Here is an 18,130-nt window from a genome sequence, read left to right as displayed (position 1 = left end):
TCGCTAGTACCTCGCGTCGACGTCTGATCGTGTATCGGCGCGTTTCAGGCACGTCTCGGGCAGGCTGTCTCCTTGTTATGGCAAAGGAGGTGAAAGGAGGTGCCGGCCGATTCTCGACTGCCTGGTCCTGGTCGGGCTGACGAAGCATCGGCCCCGAGCGCGACTGTACCTTCGCGTCGGCTCGACGCGAAGGTACAGCCGGCACGGACGCCCCGGGGGTTAGGCGTCTCGGCGGCGGAGCACGATCCAGGCGCCGACGATCGCGACGGCCACCCAGGCGGCCATGAGACCCAGGCCGACCCAGGGGCCGAGCGAGTCCGCCGCGGGTTTGCTCTGCGTGATCAGGATGCCGGCGCGGTCGGGCATGTACTTCGCTACCGGCTCGACCTGCTCGATCGAGGCGACGAACGGCGAGATCAGGAAGAACATCGGCATCAGCACGCCCATCGCCAGCACCGAGCTGCGTAGCATGAACGTCACCGCCATCGAGAAGAGCGCCAGCAGCGCGAGGTAGAGCCCGGCGCCGACGATGGCTCGGACGGTGCCCGGATCATCGAGGGACGCCGGGTTGGGCATCAGCGCACGGGTGACGAAGAACGTCACCACACTGGTGATCATGCCGATGATCAGGATCGCTGCGGTCGCCGCGGCGAGCTTGCAGGCCAGGAACAGCCCGCGCCGCGGCACCGCGGCGAGCGAGGTGCGGATCATGCCGCTGGAGTACTCGCCGCTCACCACGATCACGCCGAACGCGATCACCGCCAGCTGGCCGAAGTTCAGGCCGTAATACGCCAGCGCCGTGGCGTCGAAGTCCGGGCTCTGGCTCTCGCCCTCGCCGTAGAAGCTGCTGACCGTCGCGCTGATCCCGAGCACCACGACGAACGTGGCCGCCAGGGTCCAGGCGTGGCTGCGTACGGAGCGGACCTTCGTCCACTCCGATCTGAGAACCGCCTGCGCGGGCATTCTCACCTTCCCTCGTTCCGGCTACTGCCGGCCAACTGCCGGGCCCGCTCGGCCGGCCGGCCGACGGGGGTCGCGGCGGAGAACTCCACCGCGCTCGCGGTCATCCGCATGAACGCCTCCTCCAGGGACGGCCGCTGCGGGCTCAGCTCCAGCAGCGGGATGGCGTCCTCGGCGGCGAGCTGTCCGACCCGCGCGGTGTGCCGCTCGTCGGTCTCGATCAGGCCGTCGGGGTGCACGACGACCTCCATGCCCTCGGCGCGCATCAACGACTCCAGCCGGTCCTGCGCGGTGGAGCGGATCCGCACCACGCCCCGTGCGTTGACCTTGATGAAATCGGCCATCGTGGTGTCGGCCAGCAGCTTGCCACGGCCGATCACGACGAGGTGGTCGGCGGTGATCGCCATCTCGCTCATCAGGTGGCTGGAGACGAACACCGTGCGGCCCTCGCTGGCCAGGCCCTTCATCAGGTTGCGGATCCAGAGGATGCCTTCGGGGTCCAGGCCGTTGATCGGCTCGTCGAACATCAGGATCGGCGGGTCGCCGAGCAGTGCCACCGCGATGCCCAGACGCTGCGACATGCCGAGCGAGAACCCGCCGATACGCCGCCCGGCCACGTCGGTCAGACCCACGATGGCCAGCACCTCGTCGACCCGCCGCCGGGGGATCCGGTTGGTCTGCGCGATGGCGAGCAGGTGCTCGTAGGCTGTCCGGGCGGCCTGGGCGTCCTTCGCGTTGAGTAGCGCACCCACGTGCCGAAGTGGCTCGGCGAGGTCGACGTAGCGCTTGCCGTCAATCCGGATGTCGCCGTGACTGGGCCGGTCCAACCCGAGGACCATTCGCATGGTGGTCGACTTCCCTGCGCCGTTGGGCCCGAGGAAACCTGTGACGTGACCGGGGGTGACGTCGAAGGTGAGCCGGTCGACGGCCAGGGTCTTGCCGTACCGCTTACTCAGCTCACGTATTTCGATCATGGCCCTTGCCTCCCGTAGACATGCTCACCATGTTCGTGAAGCGGCCCGCCGTGCGGCTCCCCCACGGGAGGGAGATTGCTCCCGCCACGGGGTGGTTTAGCAGGCCGGCGGCGCGGTGGGAAATGACATGATGGAAGCGTGCCCGCACTCGTGACACCGCTGTTCGCGCCGATCACCTATGCCAGATGGCTGCACATGCTGATCGCCGCGGGCTTCGCCGCAGCATGCACGGCCATCACCCCGGGGCTGGAGGGGCCGGCGCTGCGGACCGCCGCGTTGCTGCTGGTGGTGCCGGTTCCGGTGTTGCTGGTGGCGGGCCTGCTGCCCCGGGTACGCGACGTGGAGCGGGCGCAGGCGCGGCTACTGCTGTTCCGTGGGGACGCGGCCGTGCTGCCCGGCGGCGACCGGTCGTGGTCCGCGCGTGGGCGCACCGTCGCATGGCTGCTGCTGCGCCTCGAGGTGGGGGTGGTCGTCGCCTACTTCACCGTCGCGATGCTGGAGTCCACGGTGGTGTTGCTCTCTGCACCGTTCGGTGCCACCGACGTGGTGCTCTACGGGCTCTCCCTGCCGGCCGACCGGTCGCCCCTCTGGCTGGTGCTGGCGCCGCTGGTCGCGGTCGTGACGGTCTGGTCGGTGGCGCTCGCCGGCAGGCTGCTGGCGGCGGGGGCGTTGTGGCTGCTGGGACCCTCGCCCAGCGAGCGGGTGGTCGCCGCCGAGGCGCGGGCCGAGCGTTTGCTGGAGCAGAACCTCGTGGCCCGTGAGCTGCACGACGCGATCGGGCACGCGCTGGCGACCGTCGTGCTCCAGGCGATGGCGGCGCGCGAGGTCCACGAGCGCGACAGCGCATTCGTCGGTGAGGCGCTCGGCGCGATCGAACGGACCGGCCGCGGCGCGATGGAGGACCTCGAACGGGTACTGACGCTTCTGCGCGGTGACCCGTCGGCCGCCCCTCCCGGCCCCACGCTGGCCGAGCTGGACACGCTCGTGCGCAACGCGCGCATCACCGGGGCCCGGGTCGACGCCACCGTGAACGGCCCGGTCGGCGTGCTGTCCACGGTGATCTCCCGGGAGGCGTACCGCATCGTGCAGGAGGGCCTCACCAACGCGCTGCGCCACGGCGGCGCGGTGCCGGTCTCGGTACGGGTGGAGGTCGGCGCGGACCGGCTGGACCTGTGCGTGGACAGCCCGCTGCGCCGCCCCGGCTCGCCGCCGGCCGTGGCTCGGCAGGCGGACGGCGTCGGGCCGGACTCCGGTGGGTTGCGTGGCATGCGGGAACGGGTGGTGTTGCTCGGCGGCGAGCTGCTCACCGCCGGACCAGTCGGCCAGCGCTGGCGGGTGCACATCCGGCTGCCGCACGTGCCGCGGGACGAGGTGGCGGCGACGACGCACTAGACTCTGGTCCCGTGGGCATCGACGTTCTACTCGTCGACGACGAGGAGCTGGTCCGCGCCGGCCTGCGGGTTCTCATCGAGGCCAACGACGATCTGCGCGTGGTAGGCGAGGCCGCCGACGGCAGCGAGGTCGTGGCGGCCGTCAAGGCAACCCGGCCGCACGTCGTGCTGCTGGACGTACGGATGCCGGTGATGGACGGCATCCAGGCCACGGCCGAGCTGCGGCGGGCCCTCGTCTCGCCGCCGCGGGTGCTCATCCTCACCACCCTGGAGCAGGATGCCTATGTGCACGCCGCGCTGCGGGCGGGGGCGCACGGGCTGCTGCTCAAACGGGCTTCGGCGAGCGAGATCGCCCACGCGATCCGGCTGGCGGCGGGGGGCTCGTCGCGGGTGGTCCCCGTGACCTACCTCCTGCCGGGCGAGCAGGCCGATCCGGCGCCCGGCGGCAACCTGGCGGCGGTCGCCGCGCTGACCGCCCGAGAGCGCGAGGTATTGCGTCTCATGGCACAGGGGTTGTCAAACACCGAAATCGCCGCGAGACTCGTGCTGGGTCGGCAGACCGTGAAGACACACGTCAGCAGTGTGCTGGCGAAGCTCCAGGTCCGAGATCGCACTCAGGCCGTGATCGCCGCCTATGACGCCGGGCTGGCGCCCAGGCGCTGATCGCACCGTGCGGCGCGTGGACCCGGACGGTCGACAGCGGGCGGTGGGGTGCCGCGCGGCACCCGCAGTCGCCAACACGGGGGAGTCCATGTCAGACAGTGTCCTGCAATCATCGGGAACGACGTGGCTACGTCGCTATCGTCCGGTGCCGTCGCCGCGGCTGCGGCTGGTCTGCCTGCCCTACGCCGGTGGCAGTGCGGCCGCCTACCGCGGGTGGACATCGCTGCTGCCGCACGACGTCGAGCTGCTCGCCGTACAGTATCCGGGCCGTCAGGACCGACTCGGCGAGCTCTGCGTCGACGACCTGCCGCGGATGGCGGACCTGGTCACCGGCGCCCTGCGGAGCGAGCTCGGCTGCGACGTGGCGGTGTTCGGGCACAGCATGGGCGCCGCGATCGCCTACGAGGTCGCGCTGCGCCTGGAGATCCTGCACGGCGTGCAGGTGGCGCACGTCTTCGTATCGGCGAACGCCGCGCCGAACCGGCGGTCCGCCCGGCAGTTGCACCGCGCGTCCGACGACGAGCTCGTCGCGGAGATGAGCCGGCTCGGCGCGGCGGACATGTGGCTGCTCGCCGACGAGGACATGCGCGAGTTGGTGCTTCCGGCGTTCCGCAGTGACCTGCGGTTGATCGAGACGTACCGGCACCGCCCAGGTGCGCTGCTGAGCGCGCCGATGACCGTCTACGCCGGCGAGGCCGACGCCGATGTCGGGGTGGGTGACGTGGCCGCCTGGCGTGAGTTCACCACAGGGCCGAGTGAGCTGCGGGTCTTCCCCGGCGGCCACTTTTTCCTGCACGACGCCACCGAAGACCTGGTGCGCGACGTCCTGGCGCGGTTGGGCCGGCCGGCTGCGGTGTAACGCAATGTGAAGCCATATTCGTGGCGGTGGAAGGGTTCCGGTCGGTACGGACAGCCGTTATAGTTCGGTTGGGCAATCGGGAAGTCGAATGTATCGATACAGAGCCCATAAGGTCCGGCGTTGTGGTGCTGCGTGAAGCGTGCATCCGAGAACTCACCTGGGCCGTACCAGCAGCAGGTCTTACGGGGGAAGTGGTTCCTGCATGATCATTTCAGAAGAAGCATTGGTGCTTGTCCGGCGCTATTACGAACTCGTCGATAAGGGCGACGTAACCGGCCTGCTCTCACTATTTGCGCCCGACGCCGTCTACGACCGACCTGGACACGACACCTTCAAGGGCCGTGCCGCGCTCGACGAGTTCTACCGTGCGGATCGGGTGATCGCCACCGGCCGGCACACGTTGCGCGGAACGGTCAGCGACGGCACCACCGTAGCCGTTCAGGGTGACTTCGAAGGCGTGCTCAAGTCGGGCGACCAGGTCCGGCTGAGGTTCGCCGACTTCTTCAAGGTCGCACCGGACGGCTTGTTCAGCCGGCGCGACACGTACTTCTTCGCTCCCATGGTGTGACGCATGTCGCGTCGCGCTGATCAACTGGAGCCTGTCCCTACCGAGACGACGATGGCGTGGAGCCGGTTCGGTGTCGCCGGCTCCGAGCGGCTGAGCCCGTCCGCGAGAGCCGCACGGCTGCGGGATTGCCAGTTCGGGCGGGCGTTCACCGAGCATGTGGCAACCGTGTGCTGGACCGCCGAGCACGGCTGGCACAACGCCTCCGTGCGCCCGTACGGAGCCCTGCCACTGGACCCGGCAATGGTCGGGCTGCACTACGGTCAGGTCGTCTTCGAAGGACTGAAGGCATGCCGGTCGCCCGGCGGCCAGACGTCGGTTTTCCGGATGGCCGACCACGCCCGTCGCCTACAGCGCTCGGCACGCAGGTTCAGCATGCCGGAGCTGCCGGAGGCGCTGTTCGCGGAGTCCATCGAGGAACTGGTACGGATCGACCGGGCCTGGGTGCCCGACGCCGCCGAGGACAGAAGTCTCTACCTGCGTCCCATCGTGTATGCGGAAGAACCGCACCTCGGGTTGCGGCCGTCCACCGTCTACCGCTATCTGCTGATGGCCTTCGTGACGGACAACTTCTTCGGTGCAGTCGAGGACGGCGTCTCCGTGTGGGTGACCGACACCTACACGCGGGCCGCCGTCGGCGGTACCGGTGAGGCGAAGTGTGCCGGTAACTACGCCTCCGGATACCTCGCCCAGCAGGAGGCCACCGAGCACGGATGCCAGCAGGTCCTCTATCTGGACGCGAAGGAGCGGCGCTGGGTCGAGGAGATGGGCGGCATGAACGTCTTCGTCGTACGTGGCAGTGGCGCCGACGCCGAAGTCATCACGCCACCGCTCACCGGCACGATCCTGCCGGGCGTGACCCGTGACTCGCTCCTCACCCTCGCCCGCGACGCGGGACTGCGCGCCACGGAGAGACCGCTGGCCCTGGCGGAGTTGCGTGACGGCGCGGCGCGCGGCGAGATCACGGAGGCGTTCGCCTGCGGCACCGCTGCGGGCGTGACCCGCATCCGTCGCATCGTCACCGCCGACGGTGCGTGGGATGCCGGGTCCGGCACAGACGCCCCGATCACCGAGCGGCTGCGTGTCGCGCTGGTGGCCGCGCAACGGGGCGACGGCCCAGACCCGCGCGGCTGGCGACACCCCGTGCGCTGACGCCCGATCCGCCCGCCGCGACGCACCGCAATCTGACAGCACACCCTGCACGCGACCTGCTGCGTGCTGTCTGACCCTCTGCACCACCTGAAGCATGGGAGGAAACCGTGACGAACCCCTTCGACGACCCCGACGGCCGTTTCTACGTGCTGGTCAACGACGAGGGCCAGCACTCGCTGTGGCCCCACTTCGCCGAGGTGCCCGCCGGGTGGACCATCGCACACGGCGAGGACAGCCGCGACGCCTGCCTCGCCTACGTCGAGGAGAACTGGACCGACCTGCGGCCGAAGAGCCTCGTCGAACAGATGGGGGGCTGACGACCGACCGGGCCGCGCCCAGCACGCGCGGCGGAGGAGACCACACGGGGGTACGACATGACGGTAACGTGGTCGGCGGTCGACGGGGCACGGATCCTGGATCTCACCAGGCTGCTGCCGGGTGCCTTCGCCACCATGCTGCTCGCGGACCTGGGTGCCGACGTCATCAAGGTGGAGTCGCCTGACGGCGGCGATCCGAGCCGGCGAATCGACGCCGAAGGCTTCGCCGCCATCAACCGCAACAAGCGATCGGTCGCACTCGATTTGCGCACCGCCGACGGTGTGGCGGCATTCCTTCGGCTCGTGGCGACGGCCGACGCGGTGGTGGAGAGCTTCCGGCCGGGCGTACTCGACCGGATGGGCCTGGGCTACGCACGACTTCGCGCCGTCAATCCCGGCGTGGTGCTCTGTTCGCTGTCCGGCTTCGGGCAGGACGGCCCGTACGCGCACCGGCCCGGCCACGATCTCAACTTCCTGGCCCTGGCCGGCTTCTTCGCCGTGCCGTCCCGGGCGGGTGAGCGGGTGGATCGCGCCGGCATCCGGGTCGCCGACCTGACCGCCGCGATGTACGCCGCGCTGGCCCTGGCGGTGGTCCTGCCCGGGGCCCGAGCCAGCCGCTCCGGGCAGCACATCGACGTTGCCGCGCACGAGGCGGCCTCGGCCTGGACGGCGCCCATGCTGCTGCCGTTGCGGCACCTCGCGACACCGGCGGAGAGCCCGCTGGTCATGGGCGACTACGACCTGTTCGAAACCGCCGACGGTAGGCGGCTGTCACTGGTGCTTTTCGAGGACCGGTTCTGGCTCACCTTCCGTACGGCGCTGGCACCGGAATTCCCCGAACTGGAAACCGACGCCTACGACAGCCGCCGAGCACGTACCCGGCACAAGGTCGACGTGCACGCGTTGCTCACCGCAGTGGTGGCGGCCCGGACGCTCGACTGGTGGAGCGCACAGCTATCCACTATGGACGTACCCTGGGCCCCGGTGCTCGACGACGCCGCGGCGTTCCAAGCCGATCCGCACGTGCGGGCGCGCGGTCTCGTCGGCGAGGGAACCACCCCCGGCGGGACGCTCGTGCCACAGGTGCGCTTCCCCGTGCGGTTCGGCGCCGGTCTGGACACCTTCCGCCGCCGTGCCCCCGAACTCGGCGAGCACACCGACGACGTGCTCGCCGAGGTGCAGGCCCCGGTCGCCGGCGGAACCGCACCGACATGACCAACCCGGGCATCCACTCCCTGCTCCAGGACAGGTCGGCGGCCCGTCGGCGTATCCGGCCGGGCACCCTGCGCCGGATCGTGCGCTACGCCGGTCCCTACCGGCGGGACCTGCTGATCCTGCTGCTGCTGGTGTCGCTGGACGCGACGGCCGTCGTGCTGGATCCGTTGTTGCTCAAGCTCATCATCGACCGGGGCATCCTGCCCCGCGACGTGGGCGTGGTGGTCGGGCTCGCCGCGCTGGTCGCGGTCGTCGCACTGGTCAATGGCGTGGTCAACCTCGCGCAGCACTGGTATTCCGCGCGCATCGGTCAGGGTGTCGTGTGCGACCTGCGGATCCAGGTCTTCGAGCACCTGCAACGCATGTCGGTCGCCTTCTACACGCACAACCACACCGGCACCCTGCTCAGCCGCCTCGGCGCCGACGTGAACGGCGCGCAGCGCGCACTCACCACCACGCTGTCGTCCGTCGTCTCCAGCGTCATCAGCATGGCGGCGGTGCTCGCCACGATGGCGTACCTCTCGTGGCAGTTGACCCTCGTCATCGCGATCCTGCTGCCGACGTTCATCTACCTGCCGGCCCGCATCGTGGGCCGCCGCATGCAACACGTGACCCGGCGGCAGATGCAGGCGGACGCGACGCTCGGTGGCTTCATGGCCGAGCGGTTCAACGTGGCCGGTGCGGTGCTGTCGAAGCTGTACGGCCGCCGTGCCGACGACGCCGGCCGGTTCGCCGCCAACGCCAGGGATCTGCGCGACGCCGGGGTCGTCGTCTTCATGTACGGCCGGATCTTCGCCGTCACGCTGACCGTGCTCGCCGCCGTCACCACCGCGCTGGTGTACGGCTTCGGCGGCTACCAGGTGATCGACGGTGGGATCCAACTGGGCGCGCTCGTGGCGCTGGCCGCTCTGCTCACCCGGCTCTACCGCCCGCTCGTCGGGCTCTCCAACGTGCACGTCGACGTGATGACCGCCCTGGTCAGCTTCGACCGGGTCTTCGAGGTGCTCGACCTCGCACCGCACGTCGCCGAGCGACCGGATGCGGTGACACTGGCCGGCGCCAACGGCCGGGTCGAGTACCGCAATGTCGTCTTCGCCTACCCGGGCAGCGCCGAGGGCGACCTGTCCGCGTCGACCGCGCGACCGCCGGCGGAGGTGCCCAACCCGGTCGTGGTCCGTGACGTGTCCTTCTGTGCCGAACCCGGCCAGATGGTCGCCCTGGTCGGCCCGTCCGGCGCCGGGAAGAGCAGCCTGCTGCAACTGCTGCCCCGGCTGTACGACGTGACGTCCGGCACCGTCCGTATCGACGGACACGACGTGCGCGACCTGACGCTCGCCTCGCTCAGCGCGGCCATCGGCGTGGTCACCCAGGATTCCCACCTGTTCCACGACACCATCCGGGCCAACCTCGAGTACGCCCGGCCGGACGTGACGGATGCCGAGATGCACGCCGCGCTGGAGGCGGCCCAGCTGGCCGACTTTATGCGGCACCTGCCCGACGGGCTCGACACCGTGGTCGGTGACCGTGGATACCGGCTCTCCGGCGGTGAGCAGCAGCGGCTCGCCCTGGCCCGGCTGCTCGTCAAGGCACCGCCCATCGTCGTCCTCGATGAGGCGACCGCACACCTGGACTCCGAGTCCGAGGTCGCCGTGCAACGCGCGCTGCAACATGTCCTGGCGGGTCGTACCTGTCTCGTCATCGCGCACCGGTTGTCGACGGTGCGCAACGCCGACCAGATTCTCGTACTCGACCGCGGCCGGGTCGTCGAACAGGGCCGCCACGATGAGTTGCTGCGCCACGGCGGGCTCTACGCCCAACTCTGCGCCGTCCAGTTCGACGGTGCGACGCAACCGGCCGACATCACGGGGAGATACATTGTCGACCACGCCAAGCGTTGACCTGCTCGTACCGCCCCCGGGTGGCGTACTGATCGCCGTCGTCGGGCTCGCCTGCCGGCTGCCGGAGGCACCCGACCCGGCCGCCTTCTGGGCCCTGCTGCGCGACGGCCGGCACGCCGTCACCGAGGTGCCTCCGGAGCGGTGGCGGCCCACCGGCCCGGACGACCCGGCCCGCTGGGGCTGCTTCCTGCCCGCCGTCGACCGGTTCGACGCCGGCTTCTTCGGCATCTCACCGCGTGAAGCACGCATGATGGACCCGCAACAGCGCCTTCTGCTCGAATTGGCCTGGGAGGGCATCGAAGACACCGGCGTGCCCGCCGACCACCTGACCGACCGCCCGGTCGGCGTCTTCATCGGTGCGATGGCCGACGACTACGCCAAGCTGGTGTACGGTCACGGAGCGGGCGAGGACGGGCCGCACGTCCTGACCGGCCTGCACCGTAGCGTCCTGGCCAACCGCATCTCCTACCGACTCGGCCTATCCGGACCCAGCCTCACCGTCGACACAGGACAGTCGTCCTCACTGCTCGCGGTGTACCTCGCGGCCGAGAGCCTGCGCTCCGGCGAGTGCGAGATCGCCCTGGCCGGCGGAGTCAACCTGAACCTACTCGTCGACACCGCCCGTTACACCGCCGACTTCGGCGCGCTGTCGCCGGATGGGCGGTGCTACACCTTCGACGCGCGGGCCAATGGCTATGTCCGGGGTGAGGGTGCCGCACTGGTCGTTCTCAAGCCGCTCGACCGTGCCGTCGCCGACGGCGACCGCGTCTACTGCGTCATCCGGGGCGGCGCGACGAATCACGACGGCGGCGGGGACCGGCTCACCGCACCACGGCAGGCCGGTCAGGAGCAGGTGCTGCGTCGCGCCTACGAACGCGCGGGGGTCGCTCCGGCGCAGGTCGGCTATGTCGAACTGCACGGCACCGGCACCCCCGTCGGCGACCCGGTCGAGGCGGCGGCGCTCGGCGCCGTCCTGGGCCGCGCCCGCCCGGCAGATGATCCACTGCTGGTCGGTTCGGTGAAGACCAACATCGGCCACCTCGAGGGCGCCGCTGGCATCGCCGGTCTGCTGAAGGTGGTGCTGGCTCTGCGGCACCGGGAACTCCCGGCCAGCCTCAACTTCCGCTCCGCCAACCCCGCGGTCCCGCTCGACGACCTGGGGCTGCGTGTCAACACGGAGCCGGGTCCGTGGCCCGGGCGGCGGCCACTGCTCGCCGGGGTCAGCGCGTTCGGCATGGGCGGCACCAACTGTCATCTGGTCCTCGCCGAGGCGCCCCGCGACACCGCCGGAACCAGCGTCGCCCCGGTGGTCGAGGGGCCGGTGCCCGTGCTGATCTCGGGTCGGTCCGCCGCGGCGGTGCAAGCCCAGGCGCGTCGGTTGGCCGACTGGTGGGAGGGGCCGGGCCGGACCGCCCCGGTGCCGGCGGTGGCGCGGGCCCTGGCGGCATCCCGGGCCGCCCTGGAGCACCGGGCGGTGGTGGTCGGTGCCGACCGGGAGTCGATCGTCGCGGACCTGCGCTCGGTCGCCGCCGAGCCCTCCGGTCTCGCGCCGGGCGGGGTCGTGCTCGTCTTCCCCGGCCAGGGCTGGCAACGGGCCGGCATGGCCCGCGAGCTGCTCGCGACGTCCCCGGTCTTCGCCGACCGGCTCGCCGCGTGCGACCAGGCGCTGTCCGCCCTCGTCGACTGGTCCGTCACCGACCTCCTCCAGAGCGAGGACGAGACCTGGCTGTCGCGGGTGGATCTGCTGCAGCCGGTGCTGTGGTCGGTCATGGTCTCCCTCGGTGAGGTGTGGCTCTCCGCCGGCGTTCCGGTGGCGGGCGTGGTCGGCCACTCGCAGGGCGAGGTCGCCGCGGCCTGCGTCGCGGGCGGGCTGTCGCTTGAGGACGGTGCCCGGATCGTCGTGACCCGCGCACGGTTGATCCGCGAGTTGGCCGGCAGGGGCGGCATGCTTTCTGTCGGCCTCGGCCGGGCCGAGGTCGAGCCGGAACTGCCCGACGGCGTGGAGACGGCAGTCGTCAACAGCCCGTCGTCCACCGTCGTCGCCGGTCCGGTCCCGGTCCTGGACGCCTTCGCCGCCCGGTTGACCAAGCGTGGCGTACGGGCGCGGCTGGTACTCATCGACTACGCCTCCCACTCTGCCGCCGTGGACAGCGTCGCCGACCGGTTGGTTACGGAGCTGGAGGGGCTGACGCCCCGGTCGTCGGTGATTCCGGTGGTATCCACCGCGACCGGTGATGTGCTCGACACGGCCGGCATGGACGCCAGCTACTGGCTGCGCAATCTCCGCCACACCGTGCGGTTCGACCTCGCCATGCAGACCCTGGTCAGTCTGGGCGCCCGGGTCTTCGTCGAGGTCAGCGCCCACCCGGTGCTCGAACTCGCCATGTCCGAGTGCGTCGAGGCTGCGGGTGTGCCGGGCGTCGTCGTCGCCTCGCAACGCCGTGACCAGCCGCAGTACGACGCTCTGCTCCGTGCGCTCGGACAGGCCTGGGCCGCCGGCGTGCCGGTGGACTGGACGATCGCCCTTGGCTCCGGGCGCAGCCACGTCGACCTGCCCACGTACGCCTTCCAGCGCGCTCGGCACTGGATCACCGCCGAACCCGCCGACGACGGGGCGGTCGACGGCGGCGCCGAGGCTACCGTCCAGACGGGTGACCTGGGTGAACTGACCCGCACCGTCGCCGCCCGCGTCCTCGGCCACCAACGACCCGACGACATCGACGTGGACCGGCCGTTCAAGGAACTCGGGTTCGACTCCAGTCTCTCGCTGCAACTGTGCCGACGCCTCGGTGCGGCCGTCGGGACCACCCTGCCCGTGTCCGTGGTTTTCGACCATCCCACGGTAACCGCGCTCGCCGCTCATCTCACCGAGCGGCTGGGTGGTACCCCGGTCGCCGTCGGCCCGGTGCGGTCCGCGTCGACGACTGCTGTACCGGTCGACGATTCTCTCGCGATTGTGGGTATGGGTTGTCGTTTTCCGGGTGGGGTGGGTTCGCCGGAGGATTTGTGGGGGGTGGTGGTTGAGGGTCGGGATGTTGTTGGTGGTTTTCCGGTTGATCGTGGTTGGGTGGTTGAGGGTTCTTTTGCTCGGGTGGGTGGGTTTTTGGATGTGGCGGCGGGTTTTGATGCTGAGTTGTTTGGTATTTCGCCGCGTGAGGCTTTGGCGATGGATCCGCAGCAGCGGTTGTTGTTGGAGGTTTCGTGGGAGGCGTTGGAGCGGGCTGGTATCGCGCCTGATTCTTTGCGTGGTTCGCCGACGGGTGTGTTCGTTGGCGTCGTTGCCCAGGAATATGGTCCTCGTCTGGGTGAGGCCGATGCTCAGGTGGAGGGTTATGGGTTGACGGGTGGGGCGGTGAGTGTGGCGTCTGGTCGGATTGCGTATGTGTTGGGGTTGGAGGGTCCGGCGGTGTCGGTGGATACGGCGTGTTCGTCGTCGTTGGTGGCGTTGCATTTGGCGGGTCAGGCGTTGCGGGCGGGGGAGTGTGATTTGGCGTTGGTGGGTGGTGTGACGGTGATGGCGACGCCGGGGTTGTTTGTGGAGTTTGATCGGCAGGGTGGGTTGGCGGGGGATGGGAGGTGTAAGGCGTTTTCGGCGGCGGCTGATGGTACGGGTTGGTCTGAGGGTGTGGGTGTGTTGGTGGTGCAGTCGTTGTCGTCTGCTGTTCGTGATGGTCGGCGGGTGTTGGGGGTGGTGCGGGGTTCGGCGGTGAATCAGGATGGTGCGTCGAATGGTTTGACTGCGCCGAATGGTTTGTCGCAGCAGCGGGTGATTCGGCAGGCGTTGGCGGCGGCGGGTGTGGATGCGGCGGATGTTGATGTGGTGGAGGGGCATGGGACTGGTACTCGGTTGGGTGATCCGATCGAGGCGGAGGCGTTGTTGGCGACGTATGGTGCGGCTCGGGTGGATGGGTCTGGGGTGTGGCTTGGTTCGTTGAAGTCGAATGTGGGTCATACGCAGGCGGCTGCGGGTGTGGCGGGTGTGATGAAGATGGTGTTGGCGTTGGGGGCGGGGGTGTTGCCGCGGACGTTGCATGTGGGTGAGCCGTCGCCGTTGGTGGATTGGGATGGTGGTGTGCGGTTGTTGACCGAGCCGGTTGTTTTGGAGGCGCGGGATCGGCCGTGGCGTGCGGGGGTGTCGTCGTTTGGTATTAGCGGCACGAATGCTCACGTGATTCTCGAATCCCCGCCCAGCCAGCCCGGGTTGTCGGAACCGCAGATGCCGCTTTCCTCCCCGGCGTCGAACGCCGTGTCCGAAAACGTGCCCACACCGGTTCTGGTGTCGGGGGGTAGCAGGGCGGCGTTGCAGGGGCAGGCGGAGCGGTTGGCGGATTGGTTGGAGGGTGCGGGTCGGGACGTGCCGTTGCCGGATGTGGCCAGGACCCTCGCGTTGTCCCGGGCGGCGCTGGACCACCGCGCGGTCGTCGTCGGCGACAGCCGGGAATCCGTCATCGTAGGTCTTCGCGCGGCAATGGTGGACAGGGCTGTCATCTCCGGGGCCGGTGGTGTCGTGCTGGTGTTCCCGGGTCAGGGTTGGCAGTGGGCGGGTATGGCCCGTGAGCTGCTCGCGGTGTCACCGGTGTTCGCCGACCGGCTGGCCGAGTGTGACGAGGCCCTGGCCGCGCAGGTCGATTGGTCCGTGACAGACGTGCTGCTGGGCGACGACGACGGCTGGCTGTCCCGGGTGGATGTCGTCCAGCCGGTGCTGTGGGCGACGATGGTCTCGCTCGGTGCGCTCTGGCTGTCGTGGGGTGTCCCGGTGACCGGGGTGGTCGGCCATTCCCAGGGCGAGGTCGCCGCCGCCTGCGTGGCGGGTGGCTTGTCGCTTGCCGACGGTGCCCAGGTGGTAGTGGTCCGGTCTCGACTGGTCCGGGAGATCGCCGGCACCGGTGGGATGCTTTCGGTCGGGCTCGGCCGTACCGAGGTGGAACCGCACCTGCCCAATGCCGTCGAGATCGCGGTTGTCAACAGTGCGGCGTCCACCGTACTCGCCGGACCCGTGGCCGCGCTGGAGACACTCGCCGCACAACTGGTTGAGCGTGGGGTGCGGGCCCGCATGATCCCGGTCGACTACGCCTCCCACTCCGCCGCCGTCGAGGCGGTCGCCGACCCGTTGATGAAGCAACTGGACGACCTGACACCGCGCTCCTCGCAGATCCCGGTCATCTCGACGGTTACCGGCGACGTCCTCGACACCGCCGACATGGACGCCGGCTACTGGCTGCGCAACCTGCGCCAAACGGTGCGGTTCGACACCGCCATGCAGACGCTCACCAGCCGAGGTGCCCGCGTCTTCGTCGAGGTCAGCGCCCACCCCGTCCTCGAACTCGCGATGGCCGAATGCGCTGCCGACAGCGTGGTGATCTCCTCCCAACGCCGCGACCGCCCGCAGTGGGGCCACCTGCTGACCGCCCTCGGCAGTGTCTGGACCGCCGGTGTCCGGGTCGACTGGGCCACGGTCCTCGGTCCCGGGCAGACGCACACGGGCCTTCCCACCTACGCCTTCCAGCACCGGCGCTACTGGCTGACTCCCACCACCACCGTCGGTGAGCACAACCTCGACCATCCAGTGCTGGCCACCAGCACCCACACCACCCCGGACGAGCCCACCATCCTCACGGGTCATCTCGACCAGGACACTCTTCCCTGGCTGGCCGACCACGCGGTCAGGGGCAGCACCATGGTCCCCGGCACCGCCTTCGTCGAGTGGCTCGTGCACACCGGCGACCATCTCGGCCACAACCGCGTCAGCGAGCTTGTCGTCCACACCCCCCTCAGCGTTCCGGAGCACACCGCCCAGCACATCCGCATCGTCTGTGTCCCGGTCGGCGGCTCCGCGCACACCGCCCGCGTCTACGCCCGGCACCACGGCACCGACAACTGGACCCTGCACGCCGAAGGCCGCCTCGACACGAGCGACGAGCCGGTGGAGACCGTCGAAGCCGACTGGCCACCCGCAGGTGCCGAGACCGCGCCGATCGAGACGTTCTACACCGACGTGGCGGCCGCCGGGTATCAGTACGGGCCGACGTTCCGGGGCATGCGGCAGCTGTGGCGACGCGGCGACACGCTCTATGCCGACGTCGCACTTCCCGCCGACGAGCCGGTCACCGGCGTCGCCATCCACCCGGCGCTGCTGGATGCGGCGCTGCACCCGATGCTGACGGCGGACGAACTGCGACTGCCGTTCGCCTGGACTGGTATCCGGATCCACGCCACCGGCGCTCGCCGCGCCCGCGTCACCGTGACCCCGAACGGTCCGGACAGCGCCCGGGTCCGACTCACCGACGACGACGGCCATCCCATCGCCGACGTCGACGAGATCCGCCTCCGCGCGTTGCCCGCGGTCCCCACGACCGCGTCCCTGACAACCGTCACCTGGGTACCGGCGGAGCGCGCCGCAACAGACACCGCAGAGCAGGTCCCGCCCGTGGTCGTGTATTCCCCGTCGGGCGAGAACGCCGTGGTCGACACCCTCGCCGAGATGCAACGGTTCCTCGGCTCGCCCGAGCAGACCGGGCGGCTGCTCGTCCTCACCCGTGACGCCCTCGTCGCAGCCCCGGACGGCCGGCTCGGCCCCGACGGCGTCACCGGGGCGGCGGTCTGGGGACTGGTGCGTTCGGCGCAGTCGGAGCATCCGGGCCGGTTTCTGCTGCGTGACGTACCCGTGGACGTCGAGCCCGACCTCGACGCGCTGCTGTCCACCCACGAAGAGCAGGCGGTGCTACGCGCTCAGGGTCTTCTGGTGCCTCGTCTCCAGCCCACGCGTCCGGCTGCGGAGGAGGCACCGGCGCTAGATGACGGGTGGGTGCTGGTCACGGGCGGCACCGGCGGTGTCGGCGCCCTGGTGGCCGAACACCTCGTGCACCGGCATGCGGTCAAGAGGCTTCTGCTGCTGAGCCGTTCCGGCCCGAACGCCGACGGCGTGGCCGCGCTCGTGGACCGACTGGAAGCCCTCGGTGCGACGGTGCGGGTGGTGGCGTGCGACGTGAGTGATCGGGCACAGCTACGGGGCGTGCTCGAAGACGTCGACCAGCTCGTCGGCGTCATCCACGCTGCCGGTGTGCTGGACGACGGTGTGCTGGAAGGGCTGTCGGCGGAGCGGGTCGCGAACGTCCTGCGGGGCAAGCTCGGTGGGGCTCTGCTGTTGCACGAGCTCACCCTGGACCGGGATCTGGCGATGTTCGTCGTCTTCTCGTCGGTCGCGGGAGTGCTGGGCAACGCCGGCCAGGCCAACTATGCGGCTGCCAATGCCGGCCTGGACGGGCTCGCCCTGTTGCGCGCGGGCATGGGCCTGGCGGTCACGTCGATCGCGTGGGGGTTGTGGGAGGCCGAGACCGGCATGACCCGCGTCATGCAGGACCGTGACCGCGGTCGCCTCAGGCGGACGGCGGTAGACGCCATGCCGACCGGCGAAGCCCTTGCGCTCTTCGACGCTGCTATCACCGGCACCGAACCGGTCGTCGTCGCCGCGACCCTGGACCTGAGCCGGGTGGCGGACCCGGTACCGCCACTGCTCCGGCGGCTCATCCGGAGAGTCCCGGCCCCGCGCCGGGTCATCGCGGCTGCGGATGGCGACGCCGCAGCGGAACTCACCACGCTCAGTCCCGCCCAGCGCCGGCGCCACCTGCGTGACCTGGTGCGGACGCACGTGGCGGGGGTCCTCGGCCATGAAAGCCCCGAGGCGGTCGACCTGGACCGGCCGTTCAAGGAGGTCGGCTTCGACTCGCTGACCGCTGTCGACCTGCGTAACCGGCTCGCCGCGGCGGTGGGGACGACCCTGCCCACCACTGTCGTCTTCGACCACCCCACCCCGGAGGCGCTCGCTGACCACCTCGACATCCGGCTCGGTGGCGGCAACGGTAGCGGCTCCGCCGGCAACGTGCACCCGCTCGTGGAGAGTCTCGAAAGACTCACCGAGCTCCTCGACAACACCGATGCCGCCGACCTGATCGAGCACCGTGTCACGCACCGTCTGCGGGCGCTCCTGTCGCGGCTCGACGGAGGCACGGACCACGATCCAGAGGACCTCGACGCCGACCTGCTGAAGGCCTCGGACGACCAGCTCTACGAGTTCCTCCGGCACGAGCTCGGAATCACGCACGACCCCTCCGTTGACGGCTCCGGAAGGTGAACGCA

General features: G+C 70.1%; 11 protein-coding genes. 9 read left to right on the top strand and 2 right to left on the bottom strand.

The genetic code is table 11. The annotated features are described in order from the left end of the window. Positions 1-219: 219 nt before the first annotated feature. Complete coding sequence (locus ACSMXO_RS28930) at positions 220-963, bottom strand: ABC transporter permease subunit (RefSeq protein ID WP_346263430.1); 744 nt, start codon at positions 961-963, stop codon at positions 220-222. A gap of 2 nt (positions 964-965) precedes the next feature. After that, complete coding sequence (locus ACSMXO_RS28925; RefSeq protein ID WP_346263420.1) at positions 966-1,934, bottom strand: ATP-binding cassette domain-containing protein; 969 nt, start codon at positions 1,932-1,934, stop codon at positions 966-968. Between the two features lie 138 nt (positions 1,935-2,072). Here ACSMXO_RS28925 and ACSMXO_RS28920 point away from each other — a divergent pair, with 138 nt between their 5' ends. The 9 genes from ACSMXO_RS28920 (at position 2,073) to ACSMXO_RS28880 (ending at position 18,125) form a co-directional block, all read left to right on the top strand. Beyond that, positions 2,073-3,326 (top strand): sensor histidine kinase, encoded by a 1,254-nt coding sequence (locus tag ACSMXO_RS28920; protein ID WP_346263421.1) that lies wholly within the window; start codon positions 2,073-2,075, stop codon positions 3,324-3,326. An 11-nt stretch (positions 3,327-3,337) separates the two neighbouring features. Continuing rightward, positions 3,338-3,988: a response regulator transcription factor gene (locus tag ACSMXO_RS28915; protein ID WP_346263422.1), complete on the top strand. Its 651-nt coding sequence runs from the start codon at positions 3,338-3,340 to the stop codon at positions 3,986-3,988. 145 nt (positions 3,989-4,133) lie between these two features. Next, positions 4,134-4,847, top strand: a complete 714-nt coding sequence (locus tag ACSMXO_RS28910) for a thioesterase II family protein (RefSeq protein ID WP_455414622.1) — start codon at positions 4,134-4,136, stop codon at positions 4,845-4,847. Positions 4,848-5,049: 202 nt separating this feature from the next. Then, positions 5,050-5,415 (top strand): nuclear transport factor 2 family protein, encoded by a 366-nt coding sequence (locus ACSMXO_RS28905; RefSeq protein ID WP_346263424.1) that lies wholly within the window; start codon positions 5,050-5,052, stop codon positions 5,413-5,415. A gap of 51 nt (positions 5,416-5,466) precedes the next feature. Beyond that, positions 5,467-6,564, top strand: a complete 1,098-nt coding sequence (locus ACSMXO_RS28900; RefSeq protein WP_455414621.1) for a branched-chain amino acid aminotransferase — start codon at positions 5,467-5,469, stop codon at positions 6,562-6,564. A 107-nt stretch (positions 6,565-6,671) separates the two neighbouring features. Further along, the gene (locus ACSMXO_RS28895) at positions 6,672-6,881 is read left to right on the top strand and encodes an MbtH family protein (RefSeq protein ID WP_346263426.1); all 210 of its coding nucleotides are present in this window, start codon (positions 6,672-6,674) and stop codon (positions 6,879-6,881) included. A gap of 57 nt (positions 6,882-6,938) precedes the next feature. After that, complete coding sequence (locus ACSMXO_RS28890; protein WP_455414620.1) at positions 6,939-8,096, top strand: CaiB/BaiF CoA transferase family protein; 1,158 nt, start codon at positions 6,939-6,941, stop codon at positions 8,094-8,096. Next, positions 8,093-9,994: an ABC transporter ATP-binding protein gene (locus ACSMXO_RS28885; protein WP_455414619.1), complete on the top strand. Its 1,902-nt coding sequence runs from the start codon at positions 8,093-8,095 to the stop codon at positions 9,992-9,994. The genes ACSMXO_RS28890 and ACSMXO_RS28885 overlap by 4 nt, the downstream gene beginning before the upstream one ends. Further along, a complete protein-coding gene (locus ACSMXO_RS28880) occupies positions 9,879-18,125 on the top strand; it encodes a type I polyketide synthase (protein ID WP_455419328.1) in 8,247 nt (2,748 codons plus the stop codon). The genes ACSMXO_RS28885 and ACSMXO_RS28880 overlap by 116 nt, the downstream gene beginning before the upstream one ends. Positions 18,126-18,130 lie beyond the last annotated feature (5 nt).

The organism is Plantactinospora sp. DSM 117369, from assembly GCF_053764795.1.
The sequence above is the reverse complement of the archived record's forward strand: the minus strand, read 5'-3'. Positions and strand labels throughout refer to the sequence as shown.